Here is a 26,439-nt window from a genome sequence, read left to right as displayed (position 1 = left end):
CCGGATCGGCGGGGGCCGTCGCAGGTGGTGTCAGCTGACGTCGGACGGGTCCAGACGGTAGAGGGCGGACTGGCTGCTCTGGTTCTGGGAGGACGACGACTTCGAACCCGACGACGATGATGACGATGTGCTCTTGCTGTACGCGCTCTCCTTCACCGCCGTCGCGTGCTTCTGCACCCACGCCGTGACCGCCGAGCTGACGCTGTTGCCGCCGCCCATGCCGCCTCCGCCGCCCATGCCTCCGCCGAGCTGGATGTAGTGCAGCTCGCCCTTCTTCACCAGTTCCTTCAGCTTGGCCACCGTCATGGCGTTGTCGGAGCCGGTGAAGCCCCACATGGAGATGACCGGGATCCTGGTGCTCAGCTCGATCTGGGCGGCGCTCTGCGAGTTGGACACCGCGAGCAGCCACGTGGCGCCGTCCCGGTGCTTCTTCAGGTACGAGACGAGCTCGCTGCTCGCCCCGCCCATGCCGCCTCCGCCGCCCATGCCTCCGCCGGGACCGCCGGTCATGCCGGAGGGCGCGCCTCCGGAGCCGCTCTCACCGCCGGGGGCCGTACCGCCGCCCGCCTCGGCGTCGCCGCCGGGCAGCCGGCCGTACTGCTGTCCGCCCTGCGCCCCCGGCATCTCCCCGCCGGTGCCGCCGGGCATCTCGCCGCCGCCCGGCAGCTCGCCGCCCGCCTGCGGGGCACCGCCGGCCTGGTTCTGACCGCCCGGCGCCTCCATGGAGCCGCCGCCGGGGAAGCCGCCGCGGTTGCCGCCGCCGCCCGGGCCGCCGCCGAAGCCGTTGCCGGTGGAGGGGCCCGCCGTGGGGTTCGTCCCGCCCATGCCGCCGCCCGATCCGGACGGCACCGACCAGGCGTACGCCGCCGGACCCGCGACCGCGGCGACGACCGCGGCGGCCACGGAGGCGGTGAGCAGCCGGATCCGCGTACCGCCGGAGCGGAAGAGGATCAGCCCGGTGATCGCGAGGGCGGTCAGCAGGCCGACCACCGGCCACAGCCAGCTGTTCCAGCCGGAGGCGCGGCGCAGCAGCACGATCGCCCACAGCCCGGTGACGCCGAGCGCGGCGGGCAGCACCCACACCCAGCGCCGGTCGCCCCGCAGCGCGCCGAGGAGCATGGCGCCGCCGCCTCCGCACAGGGCGGCGATCCCGGGGGCCAGGGCGGTGGTGTAGTAGGGGTGCATGGTGCCTTCCGCCATGCTGAACGTGAGGAAGTGCAGCAGGGTCCAGCCGCCCCACAGCAGCAGCGCGGCGCGGGTGAGGTCGGTGCGCGGGGCGCGGCCGCACAGGACGAGGCCGCCGGCCAGGGCGATCGCGGAGAAGGGCAGCAGCCAGGAGATCTGGCCGCCGAGGACGTCGTTGAACATGCGGCCGAGGCCCGCGGTCCCGGCGAAGGAGGCGCCTCCGCCGCCCCCGTTCCCGCCGCCCCCGCCGTTGCCCTCGCCACCGAAGACGCGGCCGAGGCCGTTGTAGCCCATGATCAGGTCCCAGGCGGTGCCGTCCGTGGAGCCGCCGATGTACGGCCGGTCGTCGGCGGGCACCAGGGACACGGCCGCCGCCCACCAGAAGCTGCTGACGGCGAGCGCGACCCCGGCGATCAGCAGGTTGACGATCCGCTTCACGAGGGCGGGACGGGCCGCGTACAGATACACGCCGGCGACGGCGGGCAGGGCGATGTAGCCCTGGAGCATCTTGGTGTTGAAGGCGAGGCCGAAGCAGACCGCCGACCCGACGAGCGGCAGGAGCCGGCCGCTCGTGACGGCGCGCAGCCCGAGGGCGGCGGCGCCCACCATCAGGAGCACCAGCAGGGTGTCGGGGTTGTTGTCGCGGTTGATGGCGACGGTGATCGGGGTCAGTGCCAGCACCAGCGCGGCGACCGTCGCCGCGCCGTGGCCCCAGACCCGCTTCACGGAGGAGTGCAGGATCCAGATCGTGGCGAGCGCGGCGACGATCATCGGCGCCATCATCTGCCAGGTCCCGAAGCCGAAGACGCGGCAGGACAGGCCCATGACCATGAGCGCGAGCGGCGGCTTGTCGACGGTGAGGAAGTTCCCGGCGTCCAGCGACCCGAAGAACCAGGCCTTCCAGCTCTGCGTGCCGCTGAGCACGGCGCCGCTGTAGAAGCTGTTGAGACCGGAGCCCGACAGATTCCAGGCGTACAGCCCCGCCGCGAGGACGAGGATCGCGATCAGCGCGGGCAACGACCAGCGCGGCGCACGCTCCGGCGGCGCGGCGGCGGGCCCGGCGGGCGGCGGCCAGTCGGCGGACGCGGGGGTGTGGGGGAGTGGATCGGTGGCAGAGGTCACCATGGCACCGTGACGGGGGTCGTTGGGCGCCCACTGTGACGAGCCTGGGTGCCGGCTGTGGATCACATCTTCGGAACGTAAATCCTGGCCGGGAGGGCAGTCCTGGCGGAGGGCGCCCGTCCCTCGGACTCATGTACAACCGTCGTCTCTTCGAGCGAGTCATGTCTGCGAGGCCGTATCCCCGCGGCCTTACCGCCCTAGAGAGACGGGTCATCCATGACTCAGCACATATCGTCCTGGCGCGGCAGAACCGTGGCGGTGGGCCTCGGTGCCGCGGTGCTCGTGCCCGCCGTGGCCGCCACGCCCGCCGCCGCGGCCACGCCGACCGTCAGCTGTACCTCCGGCACGAGCACGACCCTCGCCGCCAAGCTGAAGAAGGACATCACGGCGGCCCTCGCCACCCGCTCCGGCACCGTCGCCGTGGGCCTCTACGACCGCTCGACGAAGACGACCTGCACCCTGCGCGCCTCCAGCGCCTACGACTCCGCCAGCGTGGTGAAGGTGACCGTCCTCGCCGCCCTCCTGTGGGACGCGAAGAAGCACAACCGCTCCCTCACCAGCCGCGAGACCACCCTCGCCCAGGCGATGATCACCCAGTCGGACAACGCGGCGACCTCCACCCTGTGGAAGCAGCTCGGCATGACGAAGATCAAGGGCTTCCTCGCCGCCGCCGCCATGACCCAGACCGTCCCCGGTGCCGACAACTACTGGGGCCTCACCCAGATCACCGTCACCGACGAGCAGAAGCTGCTCAAGCTGATCACGGCCGCCAACTCCGTCCTCAGCGACAGCTCCCGCGCCTACATCCAGAAGCTGATGGGGCAGGTCGTCCCGTCACAGCGCTGGGGCACCCCCTACGGCGCGCCCTCCACCGTCTCCGTGCACGTCAAGAACGGCTGGCTGCAGCGCAGCACGCACGGCTGGCGGGTGCACAGCGTGGGCACCTTCAAGGGCGGCGGCCACGACTACATGATCACCGTGCTCACCCACGGCAACAGCACCATGAGCTACGGCATCAGCACCATCCAGGGCGTCGCCAAGGTGATCCACCGGGACCTGGCGGCATCCGGCTCGTCGAGCACGTCCGGCTGACCCGGCCCACCCGACTCACCCGGCTCGCCCGGCTGCTCCCGCTGATCCTCCGACGCCCCCGGTTCCGTCACGAGGCGTCCTCCCCCGCGTCACCGATCCGCCCTACGGTGTCGCCCATGCGCCTGAGAACCGTACTCGCCACCGTCACCGCCGGCCTGGCGGCGGCCGTCCTGACGACCGCCGCCGGGCCCGCCACCGCCGCCACCCCGCCCGCCGCCGCGGGCACCGCCACGGGCACCGCGCAGGTCGACGCCTGCTCGCCGTACGTCTCCCTCGACCGCTTCTCCGACGCGCTCGACAAGACGACGTACGACGGGACCTTCGTCGGCAACTTCTCCGCGCTCGCCGTCGACACCGACGGCTCGATCGCCGCGCTGGAGGACCGCTCCTCCCTCTTCACCCTGGACGCCGGCACCCTCCGGCCCCGCTCCGTCGTCCCGCTCGCCGACGAGAACGGCGCCGCGCTCGACTCGGAGGGCCTGGTCGTCGACCGGGACGGCACCCGGCTGATCAGCTCCGAGACCGAACCCTCCGTACGCCGCTACTCCCGCGACGGCACGATCCTCGACCGGCTCCCGGTCCCGTCCTCGCTGTTCGTCGCCCCGGCCGGGCGGGCCACGGCCAACCAGACCTTCGAGGGCCTGACCATGCTGCCCGGCGGGCACACCCTGCTGGCGTCCATGGAGTACGCGATCTCCGGCGACAGCACCGGCATCGTCCGCTTCCAGACCTGGCACCGCACGCACGGTCCCGGGAGCGGCCGCTTCAGGCTCGCCGCGCAGTACGCCTACCGCACCGACACCGGCCTCGGCGTCCCCGAGGTCCAGGCGCTGCCCGACGGCCGCCTCCTGGTCCTGGAACGCGGCTTCACCTCCGGCGTCGGCAACACCGTCCGCCTCTACCTCGCCGACCCGCGCCGCGCCACGGACACCAGCGGCGTCGAGAACCTCACCGGCGGGCCGGAGGTCCGCCTGGTCAAGAAGACCCTGCTGGCCGACATCGCCGACTGCCCGTCCCTCGGCGCCACCGCCAAGCAGCCCCAGCCCAACCCGCTCCTCGACAACATCGAGGGCATGACCGTCACCGGCCGCCACGGCAACACCTTCGACGTCCTCCTGGTCAGCGACGACAACCAGAACCCGGCCCAGACGACCCGCTTCTACTCCCTCCGGGTCACAGCCCCCCGGTAGACCCGCGGACAGACCCGCGGAGCGTTTTGTTGCGGCGGGATGAAATCCCACGCCACCGACGTTGGTGCCTTCCGGTAGAGCAGGCCCCCGGACGGAAGGCACCGGCGTGACGGCGCAGCACGACGAACCGCGAGGCTGGGCGAAACGGCTGGCCGGATACGCCTGGCGGCACCCCGGCGACGTGATCCTCGCCCTCGGTTCCTCCCTCGCCGGTATGGCCGTGATGGCCGTCGTGCCCCTGATCACCAAGGTGATCATCGACGACGTCATCGGCAGCCGCACCCGCGCCATGGCCCCCTGGGCGGGCGCCCTGGTCGGCGCCGCCGCCCTCGTCTACGCCTGTACCTACGTCCGCCGCTTCTACGGCGGCCGCCTCGCCCTCGACGTGCAGCACGACCTGCGCACCGGCATGTACGACGCGATCACCCGCCTCGACGGGCGCCGTCAGGACGAGCTGTCCACCGGGCAGGTCGTCGGGCGGGCGACCAGCGACCTCCAGCTGATCCAGGGGCTGCTCTTCATGCTGCCGATGACCATCGGCAACGTGCTCCTCTTCCTGATCTCCCTCGTCATCATGGCCTGGCTGTCCCTGCCGCTGACCCTGGTCGCCCTCGCCGTCGCGCCCGCGCTCGGCTGGATCGCGAGCCGCAGCCGCTCCCGGCTGCACCCGGCCACCTGGTACGCGCAGGCGCAGGCCGCCGCCGTGGCCGGCGTGGTCGACGGCGCCGTCACCGGCGTACGCGTGGTGAAGGGCTTCGGGCAGGAGGACCAGGAGACCGGCAAGCTGCGGGAGGTCGGGCGGCGGCTGTTCGCCGGGCGGATGCGGACCATCCGGCTGAACGCCCGCTACACCCCCGCCCTCCAGGCCGTCCCCGCGCTCGGCCAGGTCGCCATGCTGGCCCTCGGCGGCTGGCTCGCCGTCCGCGGGCACATCACCCTCGGCACCTTCGTCGCCTTCTCCACCTACCTCGCCCAGCTCGTCGGCCCGGTGCGGATGCTCGCCGTCGTCCTCACCGTCGGGCAGCAGGCCCGCGCCGGGACCGAGCGCGTCCTGGAGCTGATCGACACCGAGCCGACCATGACCGACGGCACCCTCGACCTGCCCGCCGACGCCCCGGCGACCGTCGAGTTCGACGACGTGTCCTTCGGGTACGCCAGCGAACGGCCCGTGCTGCGCGGGCTGAGCTTCGAGATACAACCCGGGGAGACCCTCGCCGTCGTCGGCTCGTCCGGATCCGGCAAGTCCACCGTCTCCCTCCTCCTGCCGCGCTTCTACGACGTCACCCACGGCGCCGTCCTGGTCGGCGGGCACGACGTCCGCGAGCTGACCCTCGACTCGCTGCGCGCCGCGATCGGCCTGGTCCCGGAGGACTCGTTCCTCTTCTCCGACACCGTCCGCGCCAACATCGCCTACGGCCGCCCCGACGCCACCGACGAGCAGATCGAGGAAGCCGCCCGCGCCGCGCAGGCCGACCGGTTCATCACCGAGCTGCCCGAGGGCTACGGCACGAAGGTCGGCGAGCACGGCCTCACCCTCTCCGGCGGCCAGCGCCAGCGCATCGCGCTCGCCCGCGCCCTCCTCACCGACCCGAGGCTGCTGGTCCTCGACGACGCCACCTCCGCCGTGGACGCCCGGGTCGAGCACGAGATCCACGAGGCCCTGGGGCACGTCATGCGGGGCCGCACCACCCTCCTCATCGCCCACCGCCGCTCCACCCTCGGCCTCGCCGACCGCATCGCCGTCCTGGACCGGGGCCGCCTCGCCGACGTCGGCACCCACGAGGAGCTCCAGTCCCGCTCGGCCCTCTACCGCCGCCTGCTGACCGACCCCGACGAACTCGGCGCCGTCTCCCCGGGCCACGTCCTCCCCGCCGCGCCCGCCGAGGACACCTCCGTACGCGACGAGCTGGACGCCGAGTTCGACGCGGAGCGCGGGGTCACCCCCCGCCTGTGGACCGGCGACCGCGAGCCGAAGGACCCCGCCCTCGCCGGCACCCCGGCCACCCCCGAGCTGCTGGCCAAGGTCGCCGCCCTGCCCCCGGCCGACGACACCCCCGGCGTCGACGAGGCGCACGCCGTCCGCGCCGAGGAGTCGTACGGTCTGCGCAGGCTGCTGCGAGGCTTCGGCCGCCCGCTCCTGATCAGCCTCGCCCTCGTCGCCGTGGACGCCGGCATGGGGCTGCTGCTGCCGGTCATGATCCGGCACGGCATCGACCAGGGCGTCACCAAGGCCGCCCTCGGCGCGGTCTGGGCGGCCGCCCTGCTGGCGCTGCTCGCGGTGCTGGTGCAGTGGGCGGCGCAGATCGGCGAGACCGTGATGACCGGCCGTACCGGCGAACGCGTGCTCTACGCGCTGCGCCTGAAGATCTTCGCCCAGCTCCAGCGCCTCGGCCTCGACTACTACGAGCGCGAGCTGACCGGCCGGATCATGACGAGGATGACCACCGATGTGGACGCTTTGTCGACATTCCTCCAGACCGGCCTGGTCACGGCCTTCGTCTCCGTCGTCACCTTCTTCGGCATCATGCTCGCCCTGCTGGTCATCGACGTACAGCTGGCGCTGGTCGTCTTCGCCACCCTGCCGCCGCTGATCATCGCCACGTACTACTTCCGCCGGGCGAGTGTGAAGGCGTACGAGCTGGCGCGCGAGCGGGTCTCGGTGGTCAACGCCGACCTTCAGGAATCGGTCGCCGGCCTCAGGATCGTGCAGGCGTTCCGGCGCGAGCGGGACGGCGGACGGCGGTTCGCCGAGCGCAGCGCCGACTACCGCCAGGCCCGGATCCGCGGCCAGTGGCTGATCTCCGTCTACTTCCCCTTCGTGCAGTTCCTGTCGTCGGTCGCGGCGGCGTCGGTACTGATCGCCGGCGCGGGACGGGTGGAGGCCGCCACCCTCACCACCGGCGCGCTGGTCGCCTACCTGCTCTACATCGACCTGTTCTTCGCCCCCGTCCAGCAGCTCTCCCAGGTCTTTGACGGCTACCAGCAGGCGACCGTCTCCCTGGGCCGCATCCAGGAGCTGCTGCGCGAGCCGACGTCCACCAAGTCCCCGGCGGTGCCCTCCGAACTGGCCGTTCTGCGCGGCGAGATCGCCTTCGAGGACGTGCGCTTCACCTACACCGGTGACGGAGAGGGCGCCGCCGAGGCCGCGCTCGAGGGCATCGACCTGCGCATCCCCGCGGGCCAGACGGTCGCCTTCGTCGGCGAGACCGGCGCGGGCAAGTCCACGCTCGTCAAGCTGGTCGCCCGCTTCTACGACCCCACCGCCGGCCGGGTCACCGTCGACGGCACCGATCTGCGCGACCTCGACCTCACCACCTACCGGCACCGGCTCGGCGTCGTCCCGCAGGAGGCGTACCTCTTCCAGGGCACCGTCCGCGACGCCATCGCCTACGGCCGCCCCGACGCCACCGACGCCGAGGTGGAGGCCGCGGCGCGCGCGGTCGGCGCCCACGAGATGATCGCCACGCTCGACGGCGGCTACCTCCACGAGGTCGCCGAGCGCGGCCGCAACCTCTCCGCGGGCCAGCGTCAGCTGATCGCCCTCGCCCGCGCGGAACTGGTCGACCCGGACGTCCTGCTCCTCGACGAGGCGACCGCCGCCCTCGACCTGGCCACCGAGGCCCAGGTCAACCAGGCGACGGACCGGCTCGCGGGCCGCCGTACGACGCTCGTCGTCGCCCACCGGCTGACCACCGCCGCGCGCGCCGACCGGGTGGTGGTGATGGACCACGGCCGGGTCACCGAGGACGGCACCCACGACGAACTCCTCGCTCTCGACGGACGGTACGCCCGCCTGTGGCGCACCTTCATCGGCGCGGCGGAACCGGAGGAACCGGTCGGCGCGACCCACTGACGCTCCGTCAGTTCCCCTTCCCCGCGCAACCGATGGGCCTACGCCATGCGTCCGTACATCAGTACGCGCATGGAAGGTTCATGGTCGTATACGGGAGGGGACGGCAGTGGACAGTGGTGCGACACGGGGTGCGACACGGGGCGGGACGGGCAGGAGGCCGGGGCGCGGCGCGGCCGTGCTCGCCGGGGCGTGGGTGCTCGCGCTCGCCGCACCGGCCGCCGCACAGGCGGCGACCGCGACCGCACCGGCGACCGCCGCGGTGAACGCGTCGGCGACCGTTCTGACCTGCGCGGGACGCGAGGTCAGAACCCTCCCCTTCGCCACCGGCACCGTGCACGTCTACCGGCAGCACAACGGCTACGTCTGCGCCCTCACCGTCCCCGACCACCCCGGCGTCCGGCAGACGATGATGGTGAGCGTGCAGGCCCGCGGCAACCGTCCGGTCGTCGACAAGGGCCGTTACGCGTACCTCGCCGGCCCGGTCACCGTGCACGCGGGGCACCGGTGCGTATGGGTGAAGGGGCAGGTGGGACGGCGGTCGGTCAGCTCGGGATGGATCCTGTGCTGACGCCCACCGGAGGACGTGCGCCGTCCGGCGGGCGCCGAGGGTGCCGTACGGTCCGCCGCGGCGCCTAGTACGACAGCCCGTACCCGATCGGGTACAGCACCTGGGTGGGATCGTCGGCCCGGAGGACGTCCACGGGGAGTCTGCCGCGCGGACGGACCCGTCCCGCGACCACCCGCGCCGCGGCGCCCAGTTCGACGTCGGTCCAGGAGTAGGAGGCCAGAACGGCCTGGGCGGAGGGCAGTTGGGCCACGTCGTAGGGATTCCTGATCGCGAGGGCGACCACCGGCCTCCCGGTCGCGACGAGTTGCCCGACGAGCGTCTGCTGCGCGCTGCCCGCCGTGACGTTGTACGTCGCGACGACGACGGCGTCCGCGTCGCCCGCCGCGGCGACCGCCCGGGCGACGGTGTCGGCCGAGGGCGAGGTACCCGTGGACAGGGCGGTGGCGGTGAAACCGAGGCCGGTGAACGCGGCGGCGAGGACAGTGGTCGGCGGGCCGGTGGTACCGGACGGTGAGGCGGGATCGGCGCCGACGACCAGCAGCCTGCGGTGCTTGCGGCGGGACAGCGGCAGCAGCCCGCCCCGGTTGACCAGCAGGGTCGTCGTGCGGTCGGCGATGCGGTCGGCGAGGGCGAGGTGCGCGCGGGTGCCGACGACGCGGTCCGTGCGGGCCGGGTCGGCGTACGGCTCGTCGAGCAGCCCCAGCTTCGCCTTCAGCCGCAGGATCCGCAGCAGCGACTCGTCGAGGCGGGCCTCGGTCAGCTCGCCGCCACGCACGGCCGCGAGGACGGCGTTCCAGGCGACGTCCAGGGACGGCGGGTTGAGGAGCTGGTCCACGCCCGCCTTGAGGGCGAGCACGGGTACGCGGTCGTCACCGTACTTGGAGCGGACGCCCTCCATGCCGAGGGAGTCGGTCACCACGACCCCGTCGTAGCCGAGTTCCTCGCGCAGGATGCCGGTGAGGACGGGACGGGAGAGGGTGGCGGGGTCGCCGGAGTCGTCGAGGGCCGGGACCATGATGTGCGCGGTCATGACGGAGTCGATACCGGCGGCGATCGCGGCCCGGAAGGGCACGGCGTCCAGCTTCTCCCAGAGTTCGCGGCTGTGCGTGATGACGGGGAAGCCGTAGTGGCTGTCCACGGCGGTGTCGCCGTGCCCCGGGAAGTGCTTGGCGGTGGCGGCCACCCCGGACGCCTGATACCCCGTCACCTCGGCTGCCACCAGCCGCGCCACCGCGTCCGGGTCGGCACCGAAGGAACGGACGCCGATGACGGGGTTGGCCGGATCGACGTTGACGTCGGCGTCGGGGGAGTAGTCCTGGCGGATGCCCATCGCCCGCAGTTCGGCGCCGGAGACCCGCCCCAGGGCGCGGGCGTCCTCGAGGGAGTCGCCGGCACCGATCGCCATCGCACCGGGGAAGAGCGTGGCGGGCCTGCCGACGCGGCAGACGATGCCGTGCTCCTGGTCGGTGGCGATCAGCACCGGCAGACCGCGGGGCTGGGCCAGGGACGCCCGCTGGATGCCGTTGGACAGGGCGGTGATCTGGTGCGGGTCCTGCGTGTTGTGGGCCCAGGTGAAGTAGATGATGCCGCCCACCCGGTACTTCGCGATCAGCTCCGCGGCGGTGCGGACGCCGAACTCATTCAGGTTGGCGTCGATGCTGGCCTGGTCGGGGTCGGTCGCGGAGGCGCCGTAGACCCGCGTCACGAAGAGCTGGCCGGCCTTCTCCTCCAGGGTCATGCGGGAGACGAGCGCCCGGAGCGAGGCGTCGTCGCGCGGTGCCCGTACGGCGGCGCGGGCGGTGGTGGCGGTGGCCCCGCCCGTCGTGAGGGCGGCGGCGGAGGCGGTGAGGAGGGTGCGTCGGGAGGGGGAGGGCTGGGGGGCTCGGCTCTGGCTTCCGGTGACCGGCACGTGCGCTCCTTCCGGATGGTACTGACGTCGCTGAAGGAAACTTCCGAGACGTCAGCAATATCCGGAAGGTTTCTGCCGGTCAAGGGAACGCGCGGGAACGGACATCGGCGGCGACCGGAGTGCGGGAGCCGTCATCGGTGCTCGGGAGGGGCGCGCCGGTGACGGCGGGCCGCCGTCACGCCGTACCGCCGCGGAGCCCGCGGCCGTGCTCGCGCAGGGTCCGGACGGTCTCGGCGATCGCGGGGCGGCGGGTGGCCCCGGTCCGCCAGACGGCGTACAGCCGCCGTACGGGTACGGGGTCGAGGCCGACCTCGACGACACCCGGAGGTACGGGGCCGCGACCCAGCCGGGGGATGAGGGAGATGCCGAGCCCGGCGGCGACCAGGGCGACCAGGGTCGGGTTCTCGTCGGCCTGGTGGACCACGTCCGGCTCGTGCCCCGCCGCGCGCAGCGTCCGCATCAGCCACTCGTTGCACACCCGCCCCGGCGGCTGGCAGATCCACCGCTCCCCGCCCAGTTCCTCGCGCCGGACGTCCGTGCGCCCCGCGAACCGGTGTCCCCGAGGGACCAGCAGATCGCACAGGTCCTCCCCGATCGGGGTCTGTTCGACGCCGGGCGGGGCGGGCAGCGGGGCGATGTCCCAGTCGTGGGCGACGGCGAGATCGACGGCGCCCCTGGCCACCAGGTCGACGGACAGATGCGGGTCGACCTCGCTGAGGCGGGCGTCGAGCGCGGGATGCCGTACGGCGAGATCGGCGAGCACACCGGGCAGCAGCCCGCGCGCGGCGGAGGCGAACGCGGCCACCGTCAGCCGCCCGGCGGGCACCCCGCGCCGTTCCTCGATCGCGGTCTCGGCCCGCTCCACGATGGTCAGCAACTCCTGCGCGACGGAAACGAGTTGCCGGGCCTCGTCGGTGAGCCGGACCCCGCGTCCCTCCCGCTCCAGCAGCACGGTCCGCGTCTCCCGCTCCAGCTTGGCGATCTGCTGGGACACGGCGGAGGAGGTGTACCCGAGCGCGGTGGCGGCGGCACCGACGGTCCCGTGGACGGAGACGGCGTGCAGGGCACGAAGCCGCTGAAGATCGAGCACGGGGCCCTCCGGGACGGAAAGGTCGGCGTTGCCTCATCCAACCATGCGGAAATCACCGCTGGTTCCGCACGGTCGGACCGGGCGACGCCCGGCCCGGAACGGCGTCAGCCGTCGCGCGTTCCAGGGGTGCCGGGGTCGTCGGGGTTGCCGGGGACGAAGCGGTAGCCGATGCCCGGTTCGGTGATGAGGTGGTGCGGGCGGGAAGGCACCGGCTCGAGCTTGCGGCGGAGGTTGGCGAGGTGGACGCGCAGGTAGTTGGTCTCCTTCTCGTAGCGCGGCCCCCAGACCTCCTGGAGGAGCTGGCGCTGGGTGACCAGGCGTCCGGGGTTGCGGACCAGGATCTCCAGCAGGTGCCATTCGGTGGGGGTGAGGCGGGTCTCGCCGGCCGCGGTGGTGACGCGCTTGGCGGCCAGGTCCACGGTGAAGGCGGCCGTGGTGACGACGGGCTGTTCCTCGGCGGGGGCGGCGCGGCGCAGGGCGGCGCGGATACGGGCGAGGAATTCCCCCATGCCGAAGGGTTTGGTGACGTAGTCGTCGGCACCGGCGTCCAGGGCGTTGATCTTGGCGGTCTCGTCATGGCGGGCGGACAGGACGATGATCGGGGCGGTGGACCAGCCGCGGAGGCTCTCGATGATGTTGATGCCGTCCATGTCGGGCAGGCCGAGGTCGATGACGGCGAGGTCCGGCGCGTGGGTGGCCGCGGCCCGCAGGGCGGCGGTGGCGTCCGGTACGGCGGTGGTCCGGTGGCCGCGGGCCGTCAGCGCGATGGTCAGGGCGCGCAGCAGATGGGGGTCGTCGTCGACGACGAGGATGCGGCTCATGGCGCGGTGGGGAGGACGAGGGTCATGGTGAGGCCTCCGCCGGGGGTGTCGGTGGGGGTGAGGGTGCCGTTCATCGCGTCGGTGAAGCCGCGGGCGATGGCCAGGCCCAGGCCGAGGCCGTGATGCGTGGTGCGGTCGTCCAGCCGCTGGAACGGCGCGAAGATACGTTCCCGCTGGTCGGCGGGGATACCGGGACCGTGGTCGGTGATCCGCAGACGGATCACGTCTCCTTCCGGGCAGGCGAGTACGCGGGCGCGCACGAGGACGGGCCGGTCGGGCGGTCCGGCCTCCAGCGCGTTGGCCACCAGGTTGGCGATGACGCGTTCCAGCAGGCCTGGGTCGACCCAGGCGGGCGGCAGATCGTCGGGGACGTCGACTTCGACGGTACGTCCCGGCGGCGGCGGGGTGTGCAGGAGGGCGGAGGCGGTGATCTCGTCGAGTGCGCCGGCCCGGAGATGGACACTGAGGGCGCCGGCCTGCAGACGGCTGAGCGCGAGGAGGTTCTCGACCAGGTCGTACATCTTGTCGGCGGAGGCGTCCACGGTGGCCAGGAGCTCCGCCTGCTGGGCGGCGGTGAGGTCCAGGTCGGGCTCCCGCAGGCTGGACACACAGGCCTTGATCCCGGCGAGCGGGGTGCGCAGGTCGTGGCCGACCGCGGCCAGCAGCGCGGCCCGCATCTTGTCGATCTCGGCCAGCTCCCGCGCCCGGGCCGCCTGCTCGGTCAGCCGCTCGGCCTGCAGCGCGCGGGCGGCGGCGGTGGCCAGCAGGGTGAGGAAGCGCTGATCGGGGGCCAGGACGGCCGGCCCGTCGGCCACCAGCCGCAGACGCTCCCCGGCCGGTGCGGACAGTGCCGGATCGGCCGACGGCGGCTCACCGACGACAGCGACCGGGTGCTCGCCGCCGTCGTCGCGTTCCAGCAGCGCGGCGCCGGTCATACCGAACGTGTCCCGGACCTGCCGCAGCACCTTTCTCAGCGGCCGTTCCTCCAGCGGCGCCTCGGTGATGCGGGCCAGCAGGGCGGCCTCGACACCGCTGCGGACGGCCGCCTCCCGCTGCCGGGCCGCCAGGTCGACCGCGACGCTGACGGTGGTGGCGACCACCACGTAGACGGCCAGCGTGATGAGCGCGTCGCGCCGCTCGACCGTCAGGGTGTGGAAGGGCGGTACGAAGAAGAAGTTGACCAGCACATCGGAGGCCACCGCCGCCGCCAGCGCCAGGCGCAGGCCGCCCGCGGCGGCCACGATGACGACCGCGGTGAGGTAGATCAGCACGACACTCGCCAGCGACAGCGAGTTCCGTACCGGTACCAGGGCCGCGGTGAGGCAGGCCAGGCCGGCCGTACCGGTACCGGCCGCGGCCAGCCGGCGGGCCGCGCCCCCGCGGCCCCGCCCGACATGCCGGAACACTTCCAAGCCCTTCATGTACGCGACGCTAGCCGACCTCCGGCCCGGTGCCTGTCGTGCCCACCGAGGCGGACGGGGTGGCCGTACCCGCCGCGGCGGCCGGGGCGGTCGTACCGCCCGGGGCGGGATACGGCCGCCGTGCGGCCGCCCGGTCGCTGGAGTCGAGCTGCCACGGCACGCTGATCACCATCACCCCGCGCTGGAACAGCAGCCGGGCCTTGAGGCGCAGCGCGGACTGGTTGTGCAGCAGCTGCTCCCACCAGTGGCCGACCACGTACTCCGGGATGTAGACGGCGATCAGGTCCTGCGGGTGCTCGCCGTGCAGCCGGGCGATGTACGACAGCACCGATCCGGTGATGTCGCGGTAGGGCGAGGCCATGACCGTCAGTGGAACCGGGATCTCCCGCTCGTCCCACTCGCTCCGCAGCACGTCCACCTCCTCGTCGCTGATCTTGACGGTCAGCGCGGTCAGGGAGTCCGGGCGGGTCGCCTTGGCGTAGCCCAGCGCGCGCAGGGTGGGCTGGTGCACCTTCGAGACCAGCACGACCGCGTGGGTGCGGCTGGGCAGCACGATGCCGCCCGGCCGCGGGCGCAGCTCGCGGGCCACCCGGTCGTAGTGGCGGCGGATGCCGTGCATCATCGCGTACAGCACCGGCATGGCGATCACCACCAGGTACGCGCCGTGGCTGAACTTGGTGACCAGGACCACCACCAGCACCAGCGCGGTCAGGCAGGCCCCCACCGCGTTGATCACCCGGGAGCGGTGGATGTGCCTGCGCCGTCCCGGGTCGGCCGTGTGCGCCAGTTCACGGTTCCAGTGCCGGACCATGCCCGCCTGGGAGAGCGTGAAGGAGGTGAACACGCCGAGGATGTAGAGCTGGATCAGCCGGGTCACCGACCCCTCGAAGGCGTAGATCAGGGTTCCGGCGACCACGGCCAGGATGATGATGCCGTTGGAGAACGCCAGCCGGTCCCCGCGGGTGTGCAGCTGCCGGGGCAGGTAGCGGTGCTCGGCGAGGATCGCCGCCAGCAGGGGGAAGCCGTTGAAGGCGGTGTTGGCCGCCAGGATCAGGATCAGCGCGGTCGTGGCCTGGATGAAGAAGAACATCACCGAGTGCGTGCCGCCGAACACCGCCGCGGCGATCTGCGCGATCACCGTGCGCTGGGTGCCGCTCGCGCAGTTCCCCGGGAAGCCGGCCACCCGGCAGGTGTTGTCCACGTAGTGCACATGGCTGATCATGGCGAGCGCGGTGATACCGGCGAACATGGTGATCGACAGTCCGCCCATCACCGTGAGCGTGGTGGCGGCGTTGCGCGACCTGGGGGGCCGGAAGGCCGGAACGCCGTTGGAGATGGCCTCCGCACCGGTCAGCGCCGTACAGCCGGAGGAGAACGCCCGCAGTGCCAGCAGCATCAGGGCCAGCCCGGTGAGCCCCACGTGGCCCGCCGCGGCGCGGACCTGCCAGTCGGCGCTCTCGGCCACCGGAGGATGCCCGAACGCCGTCTGCAGCAGCCCGACGGCGATCATCGCCAGCACGCCCACGACGAACAGGTACGTCGGCACCGCGAACAGCCGGCCGGACTCCCGCACCCCGCGCAGGTTCATCGCGGTCAGCAGCGCCACGAAGGCCAGGTTCACCAGGACCCGGTAGGGCTCGAGCGCCGGCGCCGCGGAGATGATGTTGTCCACCCCGGCGGCCACCGACACGGCCACCGTCATGACGTAGTCCACCATCAGGGCCGAGGCCACCACCAGCCCCGCCCACGCGCCGAGATTGCGCGACGCCACCTCGTAGGAGCCGCCGCCGGAGGGATAGGCGTGCACCACCTGCCGGTAGGACAGCACCACCACGGCCAGCAGCACCACCACGGCGGCCGCGACCCACGGCGCGAGGTGCAGATACGCCAGACCGCCCAGGGTCAGCACCAGCAGGATCTCCTGGGTGGCGTACGCGACGGACGACAACGGGTCACTGGCGAAGACCGGCAGGGCGATCCGCTTGGACAGCATCTGCTCACCCAGGCGGTCACTGCTGAGGGGCGGTCCCACGACGAGCCGCTTGAACGATATGGACACGACCGCCAGCCAACGCCCCCGCCGGAACGTCCCCCGGATCTTCGCGCGCTCTTGACGCCGCCGACAGCGATCTTCACGCGATCTTTGCGCGACCGCGACCGCGACCGCCCCGGACGTACCACCCGAGGCTGGGCACGTCTGCTTGCTCCACGATGCGCTCGTGGATGCGCTCGGCCCGTGCCGGCCGGCGGACCGCCTGTCACGCGCCGCCCGTCGCCGACGCCCCCGCGTCGTCATCCGGATGCCTCACGAAGGATCCGCGTCCGGGGACCGTGTAGATCAGCCCGCGTTCGCGCAGGACAGCCAGTGATCGCTGGACCGTCGATGCCCCGGCCGAGTACTCCCGGCGCAGTTCCAGCTCCGATGGAACCCTTCCCGTCAGCTCGCCGGACGCGATGTCCGTCGCGACGTGGTCGGCGATCTGCTTGCCGAACCCGACTGCGTCCGCTGCGCGGAGGTGGCGGTATGAGCGACGAGACTCCCGACCGCGTGCTGATGACCATGCGAGTGTCACATGACGGTGGCCGAACCTGGGAGGAGGTGAAGGATGTGCGGTCCGCGGACTACCTCCCGCTTCTCATGGTCCCGGGATGGCCGCCGTGTGAGTGCCACCGGTGCGGTCCTGCGCGCAGACGCGAACTCAGCGAGGCCGTCCGGTTCGTCAACGAACGGTCGCGTGACCGCGTGGCGTCAGGCCGACTCGGTGAGCAGGCGGCTCAGGTGGGTGTGGGCCTCGGGGAGGAGGTCCTGGAGCGGGGGGATGCCGTCGTACCAGCGTTTCTCGTACTCCCAGCACAGCCAGCCGTCCCAGTTGTGGCGGGAGAGGAGTTCCACGCAGTCGGAGAGGGGGAGGATGCCCTTGCCGAGGGGGAGGGGGGTCGTGTCGTCCGGGGAGGCGATGTCCTTGACCTGGACGTAGCCGAGGTGGGGGGCGAGGGCGGCGTAGCTCTCCGAGGGCTGTTCGCCGCCCAGCCAGGTGTGCATCACGTCCCAGACCGCTCCGGCGCTGCCGTGGCCGACCGGGCCGAGGATCCGGATCGCCGCGGCGCCGGTGCGGTGCGAGTCGTGGGTCTCCAGCAGGATGCGTACGCCTGCCTCCGCGGCGTACTCCGCGGCCGTGCCCAGGCGGCGGGCGGCGATCGCGTCCGACTCGTCGGGGCGGTCGGGGTCGCCGCCGGGGAACACGCGGGCGAAGGGCGCGTTCAGGTCCTTCGCCAGGTCGATCAGGGCGCGGAGCTCGGCCAGGACGAGTGCGTCGTCACCCGGGGCGGCGATCTTCGTGTAGCCGGCCGCGCAGATGATCTCGATGCCGGCCGACGCGAACGCGGCCACCGCGTTCGCGCGCCCGGCGGCGCCGGTGGCCGGGTTCACCGGCTCCTCCGGATGGGCGCGGAGCTCCACGCCGTGGAAACCGTTGGCCGCCGCCAGCCGGACCACTTCCGGGATCGGCAGACCGGGGACACCGAGGGTGGAGAACGCCAGCTTCATGCCCTCTACTGTCACCCGGGTCCCCGCGCGGGTCCAGTCGTCACCCCCGGGACGCGCCGGGCCACCGCGTCCGCGACGGACATCCGTGCCGGAGGAAGGGCCCGCCAGGCCGGGCCGCCGGTCGCCCGGCCGTGGCACCGGTCTTCCGGCCGTGGCACGGGTCTTCCGGTACGAGACCCGGGCCGGGCCTCGGGGCCGCCACCGGGCCGGCTTCCGGGCTCGCCCCCCCGGAGACCCGCCTCCGGGGTCACCCCCGCGGCGCCCCCACCGACCCCCGTACCATCAGTTCCCCCCGTACCGTCGCGATCCCCCCGGGCGGCGGCTCCTCGCGGCCCATCGCGATGCGGCCCGCGCGGGCTCCCGCCTCCGCCAGCGGCAGCCGTACCGTCGTCAGGGACGGCACCGTGTCCACGCTGAACGGCAGGTCGTCGAAGCCGGCCACCGAGACGTCGTCCGGGATGCGCCGCCCCGACTCCCGGAGGGCCGCGCACGCGCCCAGCGCGACGGAGTCGTTCGCGGCCACCACCGCCGTCAGGGACGGGTCGCGCCGCAGGAGTTCCAGGGCGGCCTCGTAGCCGGAGCGGCGGTCGTAGCGGCCGTGGACCGTCCAGCGGGGGTCCTCCTCGACGTCGTGCGCCACCAGGGCGTCCCGGTGGCCCTCCAGGCGGTGCCGGGTGGTCGTACGCTCCTCCGGGCCCGCGATGTAGCCGAGGCGACGATGGCCCAGGCCGATGAGGTGCCCGGTGAGCTGACGGGCCCCGCCGCGGTTGTCGAAGGCCAGCGCGACCGCGTCGGTGCCGGGTGCCGGTGGGCGTCCGCACAGGACCACCCGGGTCCCGGCCGCCGTCAGCTTGCGCAGCTTCGCCGCCACCGCCGCCGCGTGCGGCTCGTCCTCCACCGCGCCGCCGGTCAGCACCACGGCCGCCGCGCGCTGCCGCTGCAACAGCGTGAGGTACGTCAGTTCGCGCTCCGGGGAGCCGCCGGTGTTGCAGACCACTGCCAGGCGCTCCCCGCCCGCCCGGCCGCCGGGGCCGCCGATCTCCGACTGGATCGCGCTCGCCATGATCCCGAAGAACGGGTCGGCGATGTCGTTGACCAGGATGCCGACCAGGTCGGAGGTCGCCGCCGCCAGGGAACTCGCCGGGCCGTTCAGGACGTAGTCCAGTTCGTCCACGGCGCGCAGCACGCGCTCGCGGGTCGACGTCGCCACCGGGTAGTTGCCGTTCAGCACGCGCGACACCGTCGCGGGGGAGACCTGGGCGCGGGCCGCCACATCCGCCAGGGTCACCGTCATCTCGCCGTCCTCCGGTCGCGCATGTCGTCGTATTCCGTTGTGTCGCGGCACACCGGTCCCGGTGCGCCGCCGTACGCCCTCGTAGACAGGCCGTCCGGCGGTCCCGGTTCCGTGCCCGGTCCGGTGCGCCTCACCCGACCCTACGGCCGCACCCCGTCGCCGTTCGTCCCCTCGAACAACTCGAACCGGTCACGGTCTTGTCCGGATCGCTGATCAGAGGCTAGCTTCTCATCAGGTAGAAAGCGCTTGCTGCGTCAGGGGATCCCTTGATCCCGCCCGACCTCGCCCAGCCGTGTTCCACCTTGCCCAGCCGTGTTCGACCCTGCCCGAGCCCGCTTGACCTTGCCGCACCCGCGAAGGGAATAAAGTGACGCGCAAAACGGTGCGTATCGCGATGAACGGCGTGACCGGCCGTATGGGCCACCGCCAGCACCTCGTCCGGTCGATCCTCGCCCTGCGCGACCAGGGCGGCCTCGATCTGGGTGACGGCACCGTGCTGTGGCCGGAACCGGTCCTGGTCGGCCGACGCGAACACGCCCTGCGCGCGCTCGCCGAACGGCACGGCCTGGAGCACTGGTCCACCGACCTCGACGCGGTCCTCGCCGACCCGTCGGTCGACATCTACTTCGACGCCCAGGTCACCTCCGCCCGCCAGGAGGCGATCACCAGGGCCATCGAGGCCGGCAAGCACGTCTACACCGAGAAACCCACCGCCACCGGCTTCGACGGCGCCCTCGCGCTGGCCCGGCTCGCGCACGCCAGGGGCGTACGGCACGGCGTCGTCCAGGACAAGATCTTCCTGCCGGGCCTGCGCAAGCTGAAGCGGCTCGTCGACGGCGGCTTCTTCGGCCGGATCCTCTCCGTGCGCGGCGAGTTCGGCTACTGGGTCTTCGAGGGCGACTGGCAGCAGGCGCAGCGCCCGTCGTGGAACTACCGCGCCGAGGACGGCGGCGGCATCGTCGTCGACATGTTCCCGCACTGGGAGTACGTCCTGCACGAACTCTTCGGCCGCGTCACCTCCGTCCAGGCCCTCACCGCCACCCACCTCCCGCAGCGCTGGGACGAGAACGGCAAGCCCTACGACGCGACCGCCGACGACGCCGCCTACGGCATCTTCGAACTGGACGGCGGCGCGGTCGCCCAGATCAACTCCTCCTGGGCCGTACGGGTGAACCGCGACGAACTCGTCGAGTTCCAGGTGGACGGCACCGAGGGCTCCGCCGTCGCCGGACTGCGCACCTGCCGTGTCCAGCACCGCTCCACCACCCCCAGGGCGGTGTGGGACCCGGACGTGCCCGCCGGCGAGGTCTTTCGCGACCAGTGGCAGGAGGTCCCCGACAACACCCTGTTCGACAACGGCTTCAAGGCCCAGTGGGAGCTGTTCCTCAAGCACGTCCACGCCGGCACCCCGTACCACTGGGACCTGCTCGCCGGGGCCCGTGGCGTCCAACTCGCCGAGCTGGGACTGAGGTCGGCGGCCGAGGGACGCCGTATCGCCGTACCCGAGGTGGCACTGTGACGGCGGCACCGGCCCTGTGGCTCCCCGGCCCCGGGGGTGCGCTGCGCGCCCACGAGCCGTGCGCCGAGCCCCTCGCCGTCCGGCCGGGTACGCCCCTCACCTCCCGTACGGTCCTCGCGGCGGCGCACGTCGTCGCCGACCCGTTCGCCGACGTGTCGCCCGGCTCGCCCGCCGCCGTCGACTGGGACGCCACCCTCGCCTTCCGCCGCCATCTGTGGTCCCACGGGCTGGGCGTGGCCGAGGCGATGGACACCGCCCAGCGGGGGGCGGGGCTCGACTGGGCGGGCGCGGCGGAGCTGATCCGGCGGTCCGCCGCCGAGGCGCGGGCGGTCGGCGGGCGGATCGCGTGCGGAGTCGGCACCGACCAGCTCACCGCGGGCGCGGCCGGACAGCCCGGCAGAGGCGCGGCCGGGCGGCCCACCGGCGGCACGCTCACGGACATCCGCGCCGCCTACGAGGAACAGCTCGCCCTCGTCGAGGAGTCGGGCGCCCAGGCCGTCCTCATGGCCTCCCGCGCCCTCGCGTCGGCCGCCACCGGGCCCGACGACTACCACGAGGTCTACGGCCACCTCCTGCGCCAGGCCGCCGAGCCCGTGATCCTGCACTGGCTCGGCCCGATGTTCGACCCCGCCCTCACCGGCTACTGGGGGTCGGCCGGCCTGGACGCGGCCACCGACACCTTCCTGGAGATCATCGCCGCCCACCCCGACAAGGTCGACGGCGTCAAGATCTCCCTCCTCGACGCCGGGCGCGAGACCGAGCTGCGCCGCCGCCTCCCGCACGGCGTGCGCTGCTACACCGGCGACGACTTCCACTACCCCGAGCTGATCGCGGGCGACGAGCGCGGCTTCAGCCACGCCCTCCTCGGCATCTTCGATCCCCTCGCCCCGCTCGCCGCCGAGGCGGTACGGGTGCTCGACACCGGAGACACCGAAGGCTTCCGGCGACTCCTCGATCCGACAGTGGAGTTGTCCCGGCATCTCTTCCGGGCACCGACCCGCTTCTACAAGACGGGCGTGGTCTTCCTCGCCTGGCTCGCGGGCCACCAGAGCCACTTCACCATGATCGGCGGCCTCCAGTCGGCCCGTTCCCTCCCGCACCTCGCCCGCGCCTACGAACTCGCCGACGGACTGGGCCTGTTCCCGGACCCGAAGCTCGCCGCGGACCGGATGCGGACCTTCCTCGCACTCCACGGGGTGACCCGGTGACCGACCTCGACCTCTCGCGCCTCTCCCTCAACCAGATGACCGTCAGGCAGCTGTCCCTTCCCGAACTGACCGACGCCTGCGCCGCGTCGGGCGTACCCGGCGTCGGCCTGTGGCGCGAACCCGTCCAGGCCTACGGCGTCCGGGCCGCCGCGAAGCTGGTGCGCGACGCCGGGCTGACCGTGACCACGCTGTGCCGGGGCGGCTTCCTCACCGCCGTCGACCCGGACGCCCGCGCCGCCGCCCTCGCCGACAACCGGCGCGCCGTCGACGAGGCCGCCGTCCTCGGCACCGGCACCCTCGTCCTTGTCTCCGGCGGACTGCCGCCCGGCTCCCGGGACTTGCACGGGGCACGCGAGCGCATCGCCGACGCCCTCGCCGCACTCGGCCCCTACGCCGAGTCGCACGGCGTACGCCTCGCCATCGAGCCCCTGCACCCGATGTACGCCGCCGACCGCTGCGTGGTCTCCACGCTCGCCCAGGCCCTCGACCTCGCCGAACGCTTCCCCGCGCGGCAGGTCGGGGTGACCGTGGACACCTACCACATCTGGTGGGACGACACCGCGCCGCGGCAGATCGCGCGGGCGGGCGCCGGCGGCCGTATCCACGCCTTCCAACTCGCCGACTGGACGACGCCGTTGCCCGCGGGCGTCCTCAACGGCCGGGGGCAGCTGGGCGACGGGGCGATCGACCTGCGCCAGTGGTCGGCGTACGTGGCGGCGGCCGGTTACACCGGGCCCGTCGAGGTCGAACTGTTCAACGAGGGGCTGTGGGAACGGGACGGGCGGGAGGTGCTCGCGGAGACCGTGGAGCGGTTCCTGCGTCATGCGGCCGGGTGACGGCCGGAGGAACGGGCAAGGCCGGGAAGACCGCGGAAAGAATCTTGGGAAAGCGTGCAACCCTTCCGTCTCCGTGTGTGTCGTACGTGGCATCAGGACTTCTGGGGGGATCCGGGGGGATCGCGGGGGTTCTGACACGGAGGGGAAAACCGAGGGGGCCTGGTCGATGGATCGGGCCCCCTCGAAGCATGCGACAGCCCTGCTGTGAATCTTTCTTGAGGGTCTGTCAGCGAGCCAGTGACACCCGTTCCTTCACAACGCCGCCACCTCCGCCTCCGTGGGGAACGACTCCTGCGCCCCCTGCCGGGTCACCGCCGCCGCTCCCACCCGGGCCGCGTAGGCGGCCGCCTCCCCGAGGGACGCACCGGTGCCCAACTGCCAGGCCAGCGCCGCGGTGAACGCGTCGCCCGCACCCGTGGTGTCCACGGCCCGCACCTCCACGGGCGGCACCCGCACGGTGCCGCCACCCGACGCCACCAGGGCGCCCTCCGCGCCCAGCGTCACCACCACCGAGCGCGGGCCCTTGGCCAGCAGCAGCCGTGCCCAGTCCGAAGGTTCCGCGCTCACACAGGAGTCCCCCAGAACGACCTTCGCCTCGTGTTCGTTGACGATCAGCGGGTCGCAGACCGCGAGCACCTCCGGCGGCAGCGGTCTGGGCGGCGAGGGGTTCAGGACGAACCGGGTGTCCGGCGGCAGGCTCCGCACCACCTCCACCACCGTCTCCAGCGGGATCTCCAGCTGCGCCGACACCACCCGCGAGGCGTGGAACAGGCTCGCCGCCGCCCGGACGTCGTCCGGGGTCAGCAGGGCGTTCGCGCCCGGCGCGACGACGATGCTGTTGTCCCCCGACGGGTCGACGGTGATCAGCGCCACCCCGGTCGGCGCGCCCCCGACGAGTACGCCCACCGTGTCCACGCCGGACGTCCGCAGCGAGTCGAGCAGCAGCCGCCCGTACGGGTCGTGGCCGAGCCGCGCCAGCAGGGCCGTACGGCCGCCCAGCCGGGCGGCGGCGACCGCCTGGTTGGCCCCCTTGCCGCCGGGGTGCACGGCCAGGCCGGACCCGAGCACCGTCTCGCCGGGCCCCGGCCGCCGTTCCACGGCGATCACCAGGTCGGCGTTGGCCGATCCCACGACCAGGAGGTCGTAGTCGTACATCAATGGACTCCCCTGACTTCCCGCACTCCCCGGACTCTCCCGGATCCCCGGCCCCCGGCGCACCCGCGCCCGGACGTCCCGGCTTCCCGGACGGACCGCGGCGCCCGCCGCGCGCGCTGCGCGACGGATCCCGCGATTCTGCCCCTGTGGGTCGGCAGCCGGGCCGCGGTCGGCAAGACCCTGAGACCGGATCGTGATGTCGTACCTCGGCGGTAGCGTCGGACCATGTCCAATCAGGCGGGGAGCAGGCGCACCGACGGCACCGGCCGGGCGGGGAACGCGGAGACCGGTGGCACGGGCGGGGCGGGGAGTGCGGAGACCGGTGGCACGGGGCGGCGGGGAGGCGGGCAGGCCGGAGGCACCGGCGGCGACGGGCCGCGGGCGGCCGTCCTCGAAGGCGTCCTCGAACGCATCACCTACGCCAACGAGGACAACGGCTACACGGTCGCCCGGGTCGACACCGGCCGGGGCGCCGGCGATCTGCTCACCGTGGTCGGCGCGCTGCTCGGCGCGCAGGTCGGCGAGTCGCTGCGGATGGAGGGCCGCTGGGGCTCGCACCCGCAGTACGGCAAGCAGTTCCACTGCGAGAACTACACCACCGTGCTGCCCGCCACCGTCCAGGGCATGCGCCGCTATCTGGGCTCCGGCCTGGTCAAGGGCATCGGCCCGGTCTTCGCCGACCGCATCACGCAGCACTTCGGGGTGGACACCCTGCGGATCATCGAGGAGGAGCCGAAGCGCCTGATCGAGGTGCCGGGGCTCGGCCCCAAGCGCACCAGGAAGATCGCCGACGCCTGGGAGGAACAGAAGGCGATCAAGGAGGTCATGCTCTTCCTCCAGACGGTCGAGGTGTCCACGTCGATCGCGGTGCGGATCTACAAGAAGTACGGCGACGCGTCGATCTCGGTGGTGAAGAACCAGCCCTACCGGCTCGCCTCCGACGTGTGGGGCATCGGGTTCCTCACCGCCGACCGCATCGCGCAGTCGGTGGGCATCCCGCACGACAGCCCGGAGCGCGTCAAGGCGGGCCTGCAGTACGCGCTGTCGCAGTCCGCCGACCAGGGCAACTGCTTCCTCCCCGAGGAACGGCTGATCGCGGACGCGGTCAAGCTGCTCCAGGTCGACACCGGTCTTGTCATCGAGTGCCTCGCCGAGCTGGCGGCGCCCCCTCAGGACGGCGAGGACCCCGGTGTCGTACGGGAGAAGGTGCCGGGGCAGGACGGCGGGGAGCCGGTCACGGCGGTGTACCTGGTGCCGTTCCACCGGGCCGAACTGTCCCTGTCCGCGCAGCTGCTGCGGCTGCTGGGAACCGACGAGGACCGGATGCCGGCGTTCCGGGACGTGGCGTGGGACAAGGCGCTGGCGTGGCTGAAGGAGCGTACGGGGGTGGAGCTCGCGCCGGAGCAGGAGGCGGCCGTGCGGCTGGCGCTGAGCCGGAAGGTCGCCGTGCTGACCGGCGGTCCGGGCTGCGGCAAGTCGTTCACCGTGCGCTCGATCGTGGAGCTGGCGCGTGCGAAGAAGGCCAAGGTGGTGCTCGCCGCGCCGACCGGCCGCGCCGCCAAGCGGCTGGCCGAGCTGACCGGGGCGGAGGCGTCCACCGTGCACCGGCTGCTGGAACTGAGGCCGGGCGGGGACGCGGCCTACGACCGGGACCGGCCGCTGGACGCGGACCTGGTGGTCGTGGACGAGGCGTCCATGCTGGATCTGCTGCTGGCGAACAAACTGGTGAAGGCCGTTCCGCCGGGCGCCCATCTGCTGTTCGTCGGGGACGTGGACCAGCTGCCCAGCGTCGGCGCGGGCGAGGTGCTGCGGGATCTGCTGGCCGACGGCGGTCCCGTCCCGGCCGTGCGGCTCACCCGGGTGTTCCGGCAGGCGCAGCAGTCCGGGGTGGTCACCAACGCCCACCGCATCAACGCAGGTCAGCACCCCGTCACCGACGGCATGAAGGACTTCTTCCTGTTCGTCGAGGACGACACGGACGAGGCGGGGCGGCTCACCGTGGACGTGGCGGCGCGGCGCATCCCGCAGAGGTTCGGGCTCGATCCGCGCCGGGACGTCCAGGTGCTGGCGCCGATGCACCGCGGTCCGGCGGGCGCGGGCACCCTCAACGGGCTGCTCCAGCAGGCCATCACACCCGGCCGGCCGGACCTTCCGGAGAAGCGGTTCGGAGGACGGGTCTTCCGGGTCGGAGACAAGGTCACCCAGATTCGCAACAATTACGAGAAAGGGGAGAACGGAGTATTCAACGGCACGGTGGGCGTGGTCACCTCGCTCGACCCGGTGGACCAGCGTCTGACGGTGCTGACGGACGAGGACGAGGAGGTTCCGTACGACTTCGACGAACTGGACGAACTGGCGCACGCCTACGCGGTCACCATTCACCGCTCCCAGGGCAGTGAATATCCCGCCGTGGTGATCCCCGTCACCACCGGGGCATGGATGATGCTCCAGCGGAACCTGTTGTATACGGCCGTCACGCGGGCCAAGCGCCTGGTCGTCCTCGTCGGATCACGCAAGGCGATCGGACAGGCGGTACGCACGGTGTCGGCCGGACGGCGTTGTACGGCACTGGACTTCAGGCTCAGCACCTCGGACGGGTCCCACGTCAAGTCGCAACGTAACAAATGAT

18 protein-coding genes are annotated in these 26,439 nt (G+C 72.8%); 8 read left to right on the top strand and 10 right to left on the bottom strand.

Going from position 1 to position 26,439, the window contains the following annotated elements; genetic code table 11:
* Positions 1-30: 30 nt before the first annotated feature.
* Positions 31-2,307, bottom strand: a complete 2,277-nt coding sequence (locus ABZ862_RS11720) for a glycosyltransferase family 39 protein (protein ID WP_360955937.1) — start codon at positions 2,305-2,307, stop codon at positions 31-33.
* Positions 2,308-2,523: 216 nt separating this feature from the next.
* On the opposite strand from ABZ862_RS11720, the gene ABZ862_RS11715 reads away from it, so the two are divergent.
* The 4 genes from ABZ862_RS11715 to ABZ862_RS11700 all read left to right on the top strand — a co-directional run bounded on the left by ABZ862_RS11715 (position 2,524) and on the right by ABZ862_RS11700 (position 9,010).
* Positions 2,524-3,399: a serine hydrolase gene (locus ABZ862_RS11715; RefSeq protein ID WP_360955935.1), complete on the top strand. Its 876-nt coding sequence runs from the start codon at positions 2,524-2,526 to the stop codon at positions 3,397-3,399.
* 116 nt (positions 3,400-3,515) lie between these two features.
* Complete coding sequence (locus ABZ862_RS11710; RefSeq protein WP_360955933.1) at positions 3,516-4,589, top strand: esterase-like activity of phytase family protein; 1,074 nt, start codon at positions 3,516-3,518, stop codon at positions 4,587-4,589.
* A 106-nt stretch (positions 4,590-4,695) separates the two neighbouring features.
* A complete protein-coding gene (locus tag ABZ862_RS11705) occupies positions 4,696-8,442 on the top strand; it encodes an ABC transporter ATP-binding protein (protein ID WP_360955931.1) in 3,747 nt (1,248 codons plus the stop codon).
* Between the two features lie 175 nt (positions 8,443-8,617).
* Complete coding sequence (locus ABZ862_RS11700) at positions 8,618-9,010, top strand: hypothetical protein (protein ID WP_360955929.1); 393 nt, start codon at positions 8,618-8,620, stop codon at positions 9,008-9,010.
* Positions 9,011-9,074: 64 nt separating this feature from the next.
* Here the strand turns inward: ABZ862_RS11700 and ABZ862_RS11695 are convergent, their stop codons facing one another.
* The 8 genes from ABZ862_RS11695 to ABZ862_RS11660 all read right to left on the bottom strand — a co-directional run bounded on the left by ABZ862_RS11695 (position 9,075) and on the right by ABZ862_RS11660 (position 19,092).
* Positions 9,075-10,919 (bottom strand): glycoside hydrolase family 3 N-terminal domain-containing protein, encoded by a 1,845-nt coding sequence (locus ABZ862_RS11695; RefSeq protein WP_360955927.1) that lies wholly within the window; start codon positions 10,917-10,919, stop codon positions 9,075-9,077.
* Positions 10,920-11,094: 175 nt separating this feature from the next.
* Positions 11,095-12,009 carry a LysR family transcriptional regulator gene (locus ABZ862_RS11690; RefSeq protein WP_360955925.1) on the bottom strand — a complete coding sequence of 305 codons (915 nt, stop codon included), beginning with the start codon at positions 12,007-12,009 and terminating at the stop codon, positions 11,095-11,097.
* 104 nt (positions 12,010-12,113) lie between these two features.
* Positions 12,114-12,830 (bottom strand): response regulator, encoded by a 717-nt coding sequence (locus ABZ862_RS11685; protein ID WP_360955923.1) that lies wholly within the window; start codon positions 12,828-12,830, stop codon positions 12,114-12,116.
* Positions 12,827-14,251, bottom strand: a complete 1,425-nt coding sequence (locus ABZ862_RS11680; protein WP_360955921.1) for an ATP-binding protein — start codon at positions 14,249-14,251, stop codon at positions 12,827-12,829. The genes ABZ862_RS11685 and ABZ862_RS11680 overlap by 4 nt, the downstream gene beginning before the upstream one ends.
* Positions 14,252-14,261: 10 nt before the next feature.
* Positions 14,262-16,310 (bottom strand): APC family permease, encoded by a 2,049-nt coding sequence (locus ABZ862_RS11675; protein WP_360955919.1) that lies wholly within the window; start codon positions 16,308-16,310, stop codon positions 14,262-14,264.
* A 199-nt stretch (positions 16,311-16,509) separates the two neighbouring features.
* Entirely contained in the window at positions 16,510-16,824 is a 315-nt protein-coding gene (locus tag ABZ862_RS11670) for a winged helix-turn-helix domain-containing protein (protein ID WP_360955917.1), read from the bottom strand.
* A 176-nt stretch (positions 16,825-17,000) separates the two neighbouring features.
* Entirely contained in the window at positions 17,001-17,798 is a 798-nt protein-coding gene (locus ABZ862_RS11665; RefSeq protein ID WP_360955915.1) for a sugar phosphate isomerase/epimerase family protein, read from the bottom strand.
* 247 nt (positions 17,799-18,045) lie between these two features.
* Positions 18,046-19,092, bottom strand: coding sequence for a LacI family DNA-binding transcriptional regulator (locus ABZ862_RS11660; RefSeq protein WP_360955912.1), 1,047 nt, complete (start codon positions 19,090-19,092; stop codon positions 18,046-18,048).
* Between the two features lie 367 nt (positions 19,093-19,459).
* Between ABZ862_RS11660 and ABZ862_RS11655 the strand changes: the two genes are divergently transcribed.
* The 3 genes from ABZ862_RS11655 to ABZ862_RS11645 are packed head-to-tail and all read left to right on the top strand — an operon-like array spanning position 19,460 to position 22,655.
* Positions 19,460-20,611, top strand: coding sequence for a Gfo/Idh/MocA family oxidoreductase (locus tag ABZ862_RS11655; RefSeq protein ID WP_360955910.1), 1,152 nt, complete (start codon positions 19,460-19,462; stop codon positions 20,609-20,611).
* Positions 20,608-21,819: a dihydrodipicolinate synthase family protein gene (locus tag ABZ862_RS11650; protein WP_360955908.1), complete on the top strand. Its 1,212-nt coding sequence runs from the start codon at positions 20,608-20,610 to the stop codon at positions 21,817-21,819. The genes ABZ862_RS11655 and ABZ862_RS11650 overlap by 4 nt, the downstream gene beginning before the upstream one ends.
* On the top strand, positions 21,816-22,655 hold the full coding sequence (locus ABZ862_RS11645) for a sugar phosphate isomerase/epimerase family protein (protein WP_360955906.1): 840 nt from the start codon (positions 21,816-21,818) through the stop codon (positions 22,653-22,655). Before ABZ862_RS11650 ends, ABZ862_RS11645 begins: the two co-directional genes overlap by 4 nt.
* A 252-nt stretch (positions 22,656-22,907) precedes the next feature.
* On the opposite strand, the gene ABZ862_RS11640 is transcribed toward ABZ862_RS11645, so the two are convergent.
* Complete coding sequence (locus ABZ862_RS11640; RefSeq protein WP_360955904.1) at positions 22,908-23,810, bottom strand: ribokinase; 903 nt, start codon at positions 23,808-23,810, stop codon at positions 22,908-22,910.
* A 225-nt stretch (positions 23,811-24,035) separates the two neighbouring features.
* Here ABZ862_RS11640 and ABZ862_RS11635 point away from each other — a divergent pair, with 225 nt between their 5' ends.
* A complete protein-coding gene (locus ABZ862_RS11635) occupies positions 24,036-26,438 on the top strand; it encodes an ATP-dependent RecD-like DNA helicase (protein WP_360955902.1) in 2,403 nt (800 codons plus the stop codon).
* The last annotated feature ends 1 nt before the right edge of the window (position 26,439 follow it).

Source organism: Streptomyces sp. NPDC047000 (genome assembly GCF_040644295.1).
GTDB lineage: Bacteria > Actinomycetota > Actinomycetes > Streptomycetales > Streptomycetaceae > Streptomyces.
The sequence above is the reverse complement of the archived record's forward strand: the minus strand, read 5'-3'. Positions and strand labels throughout refer to the sequence as shown.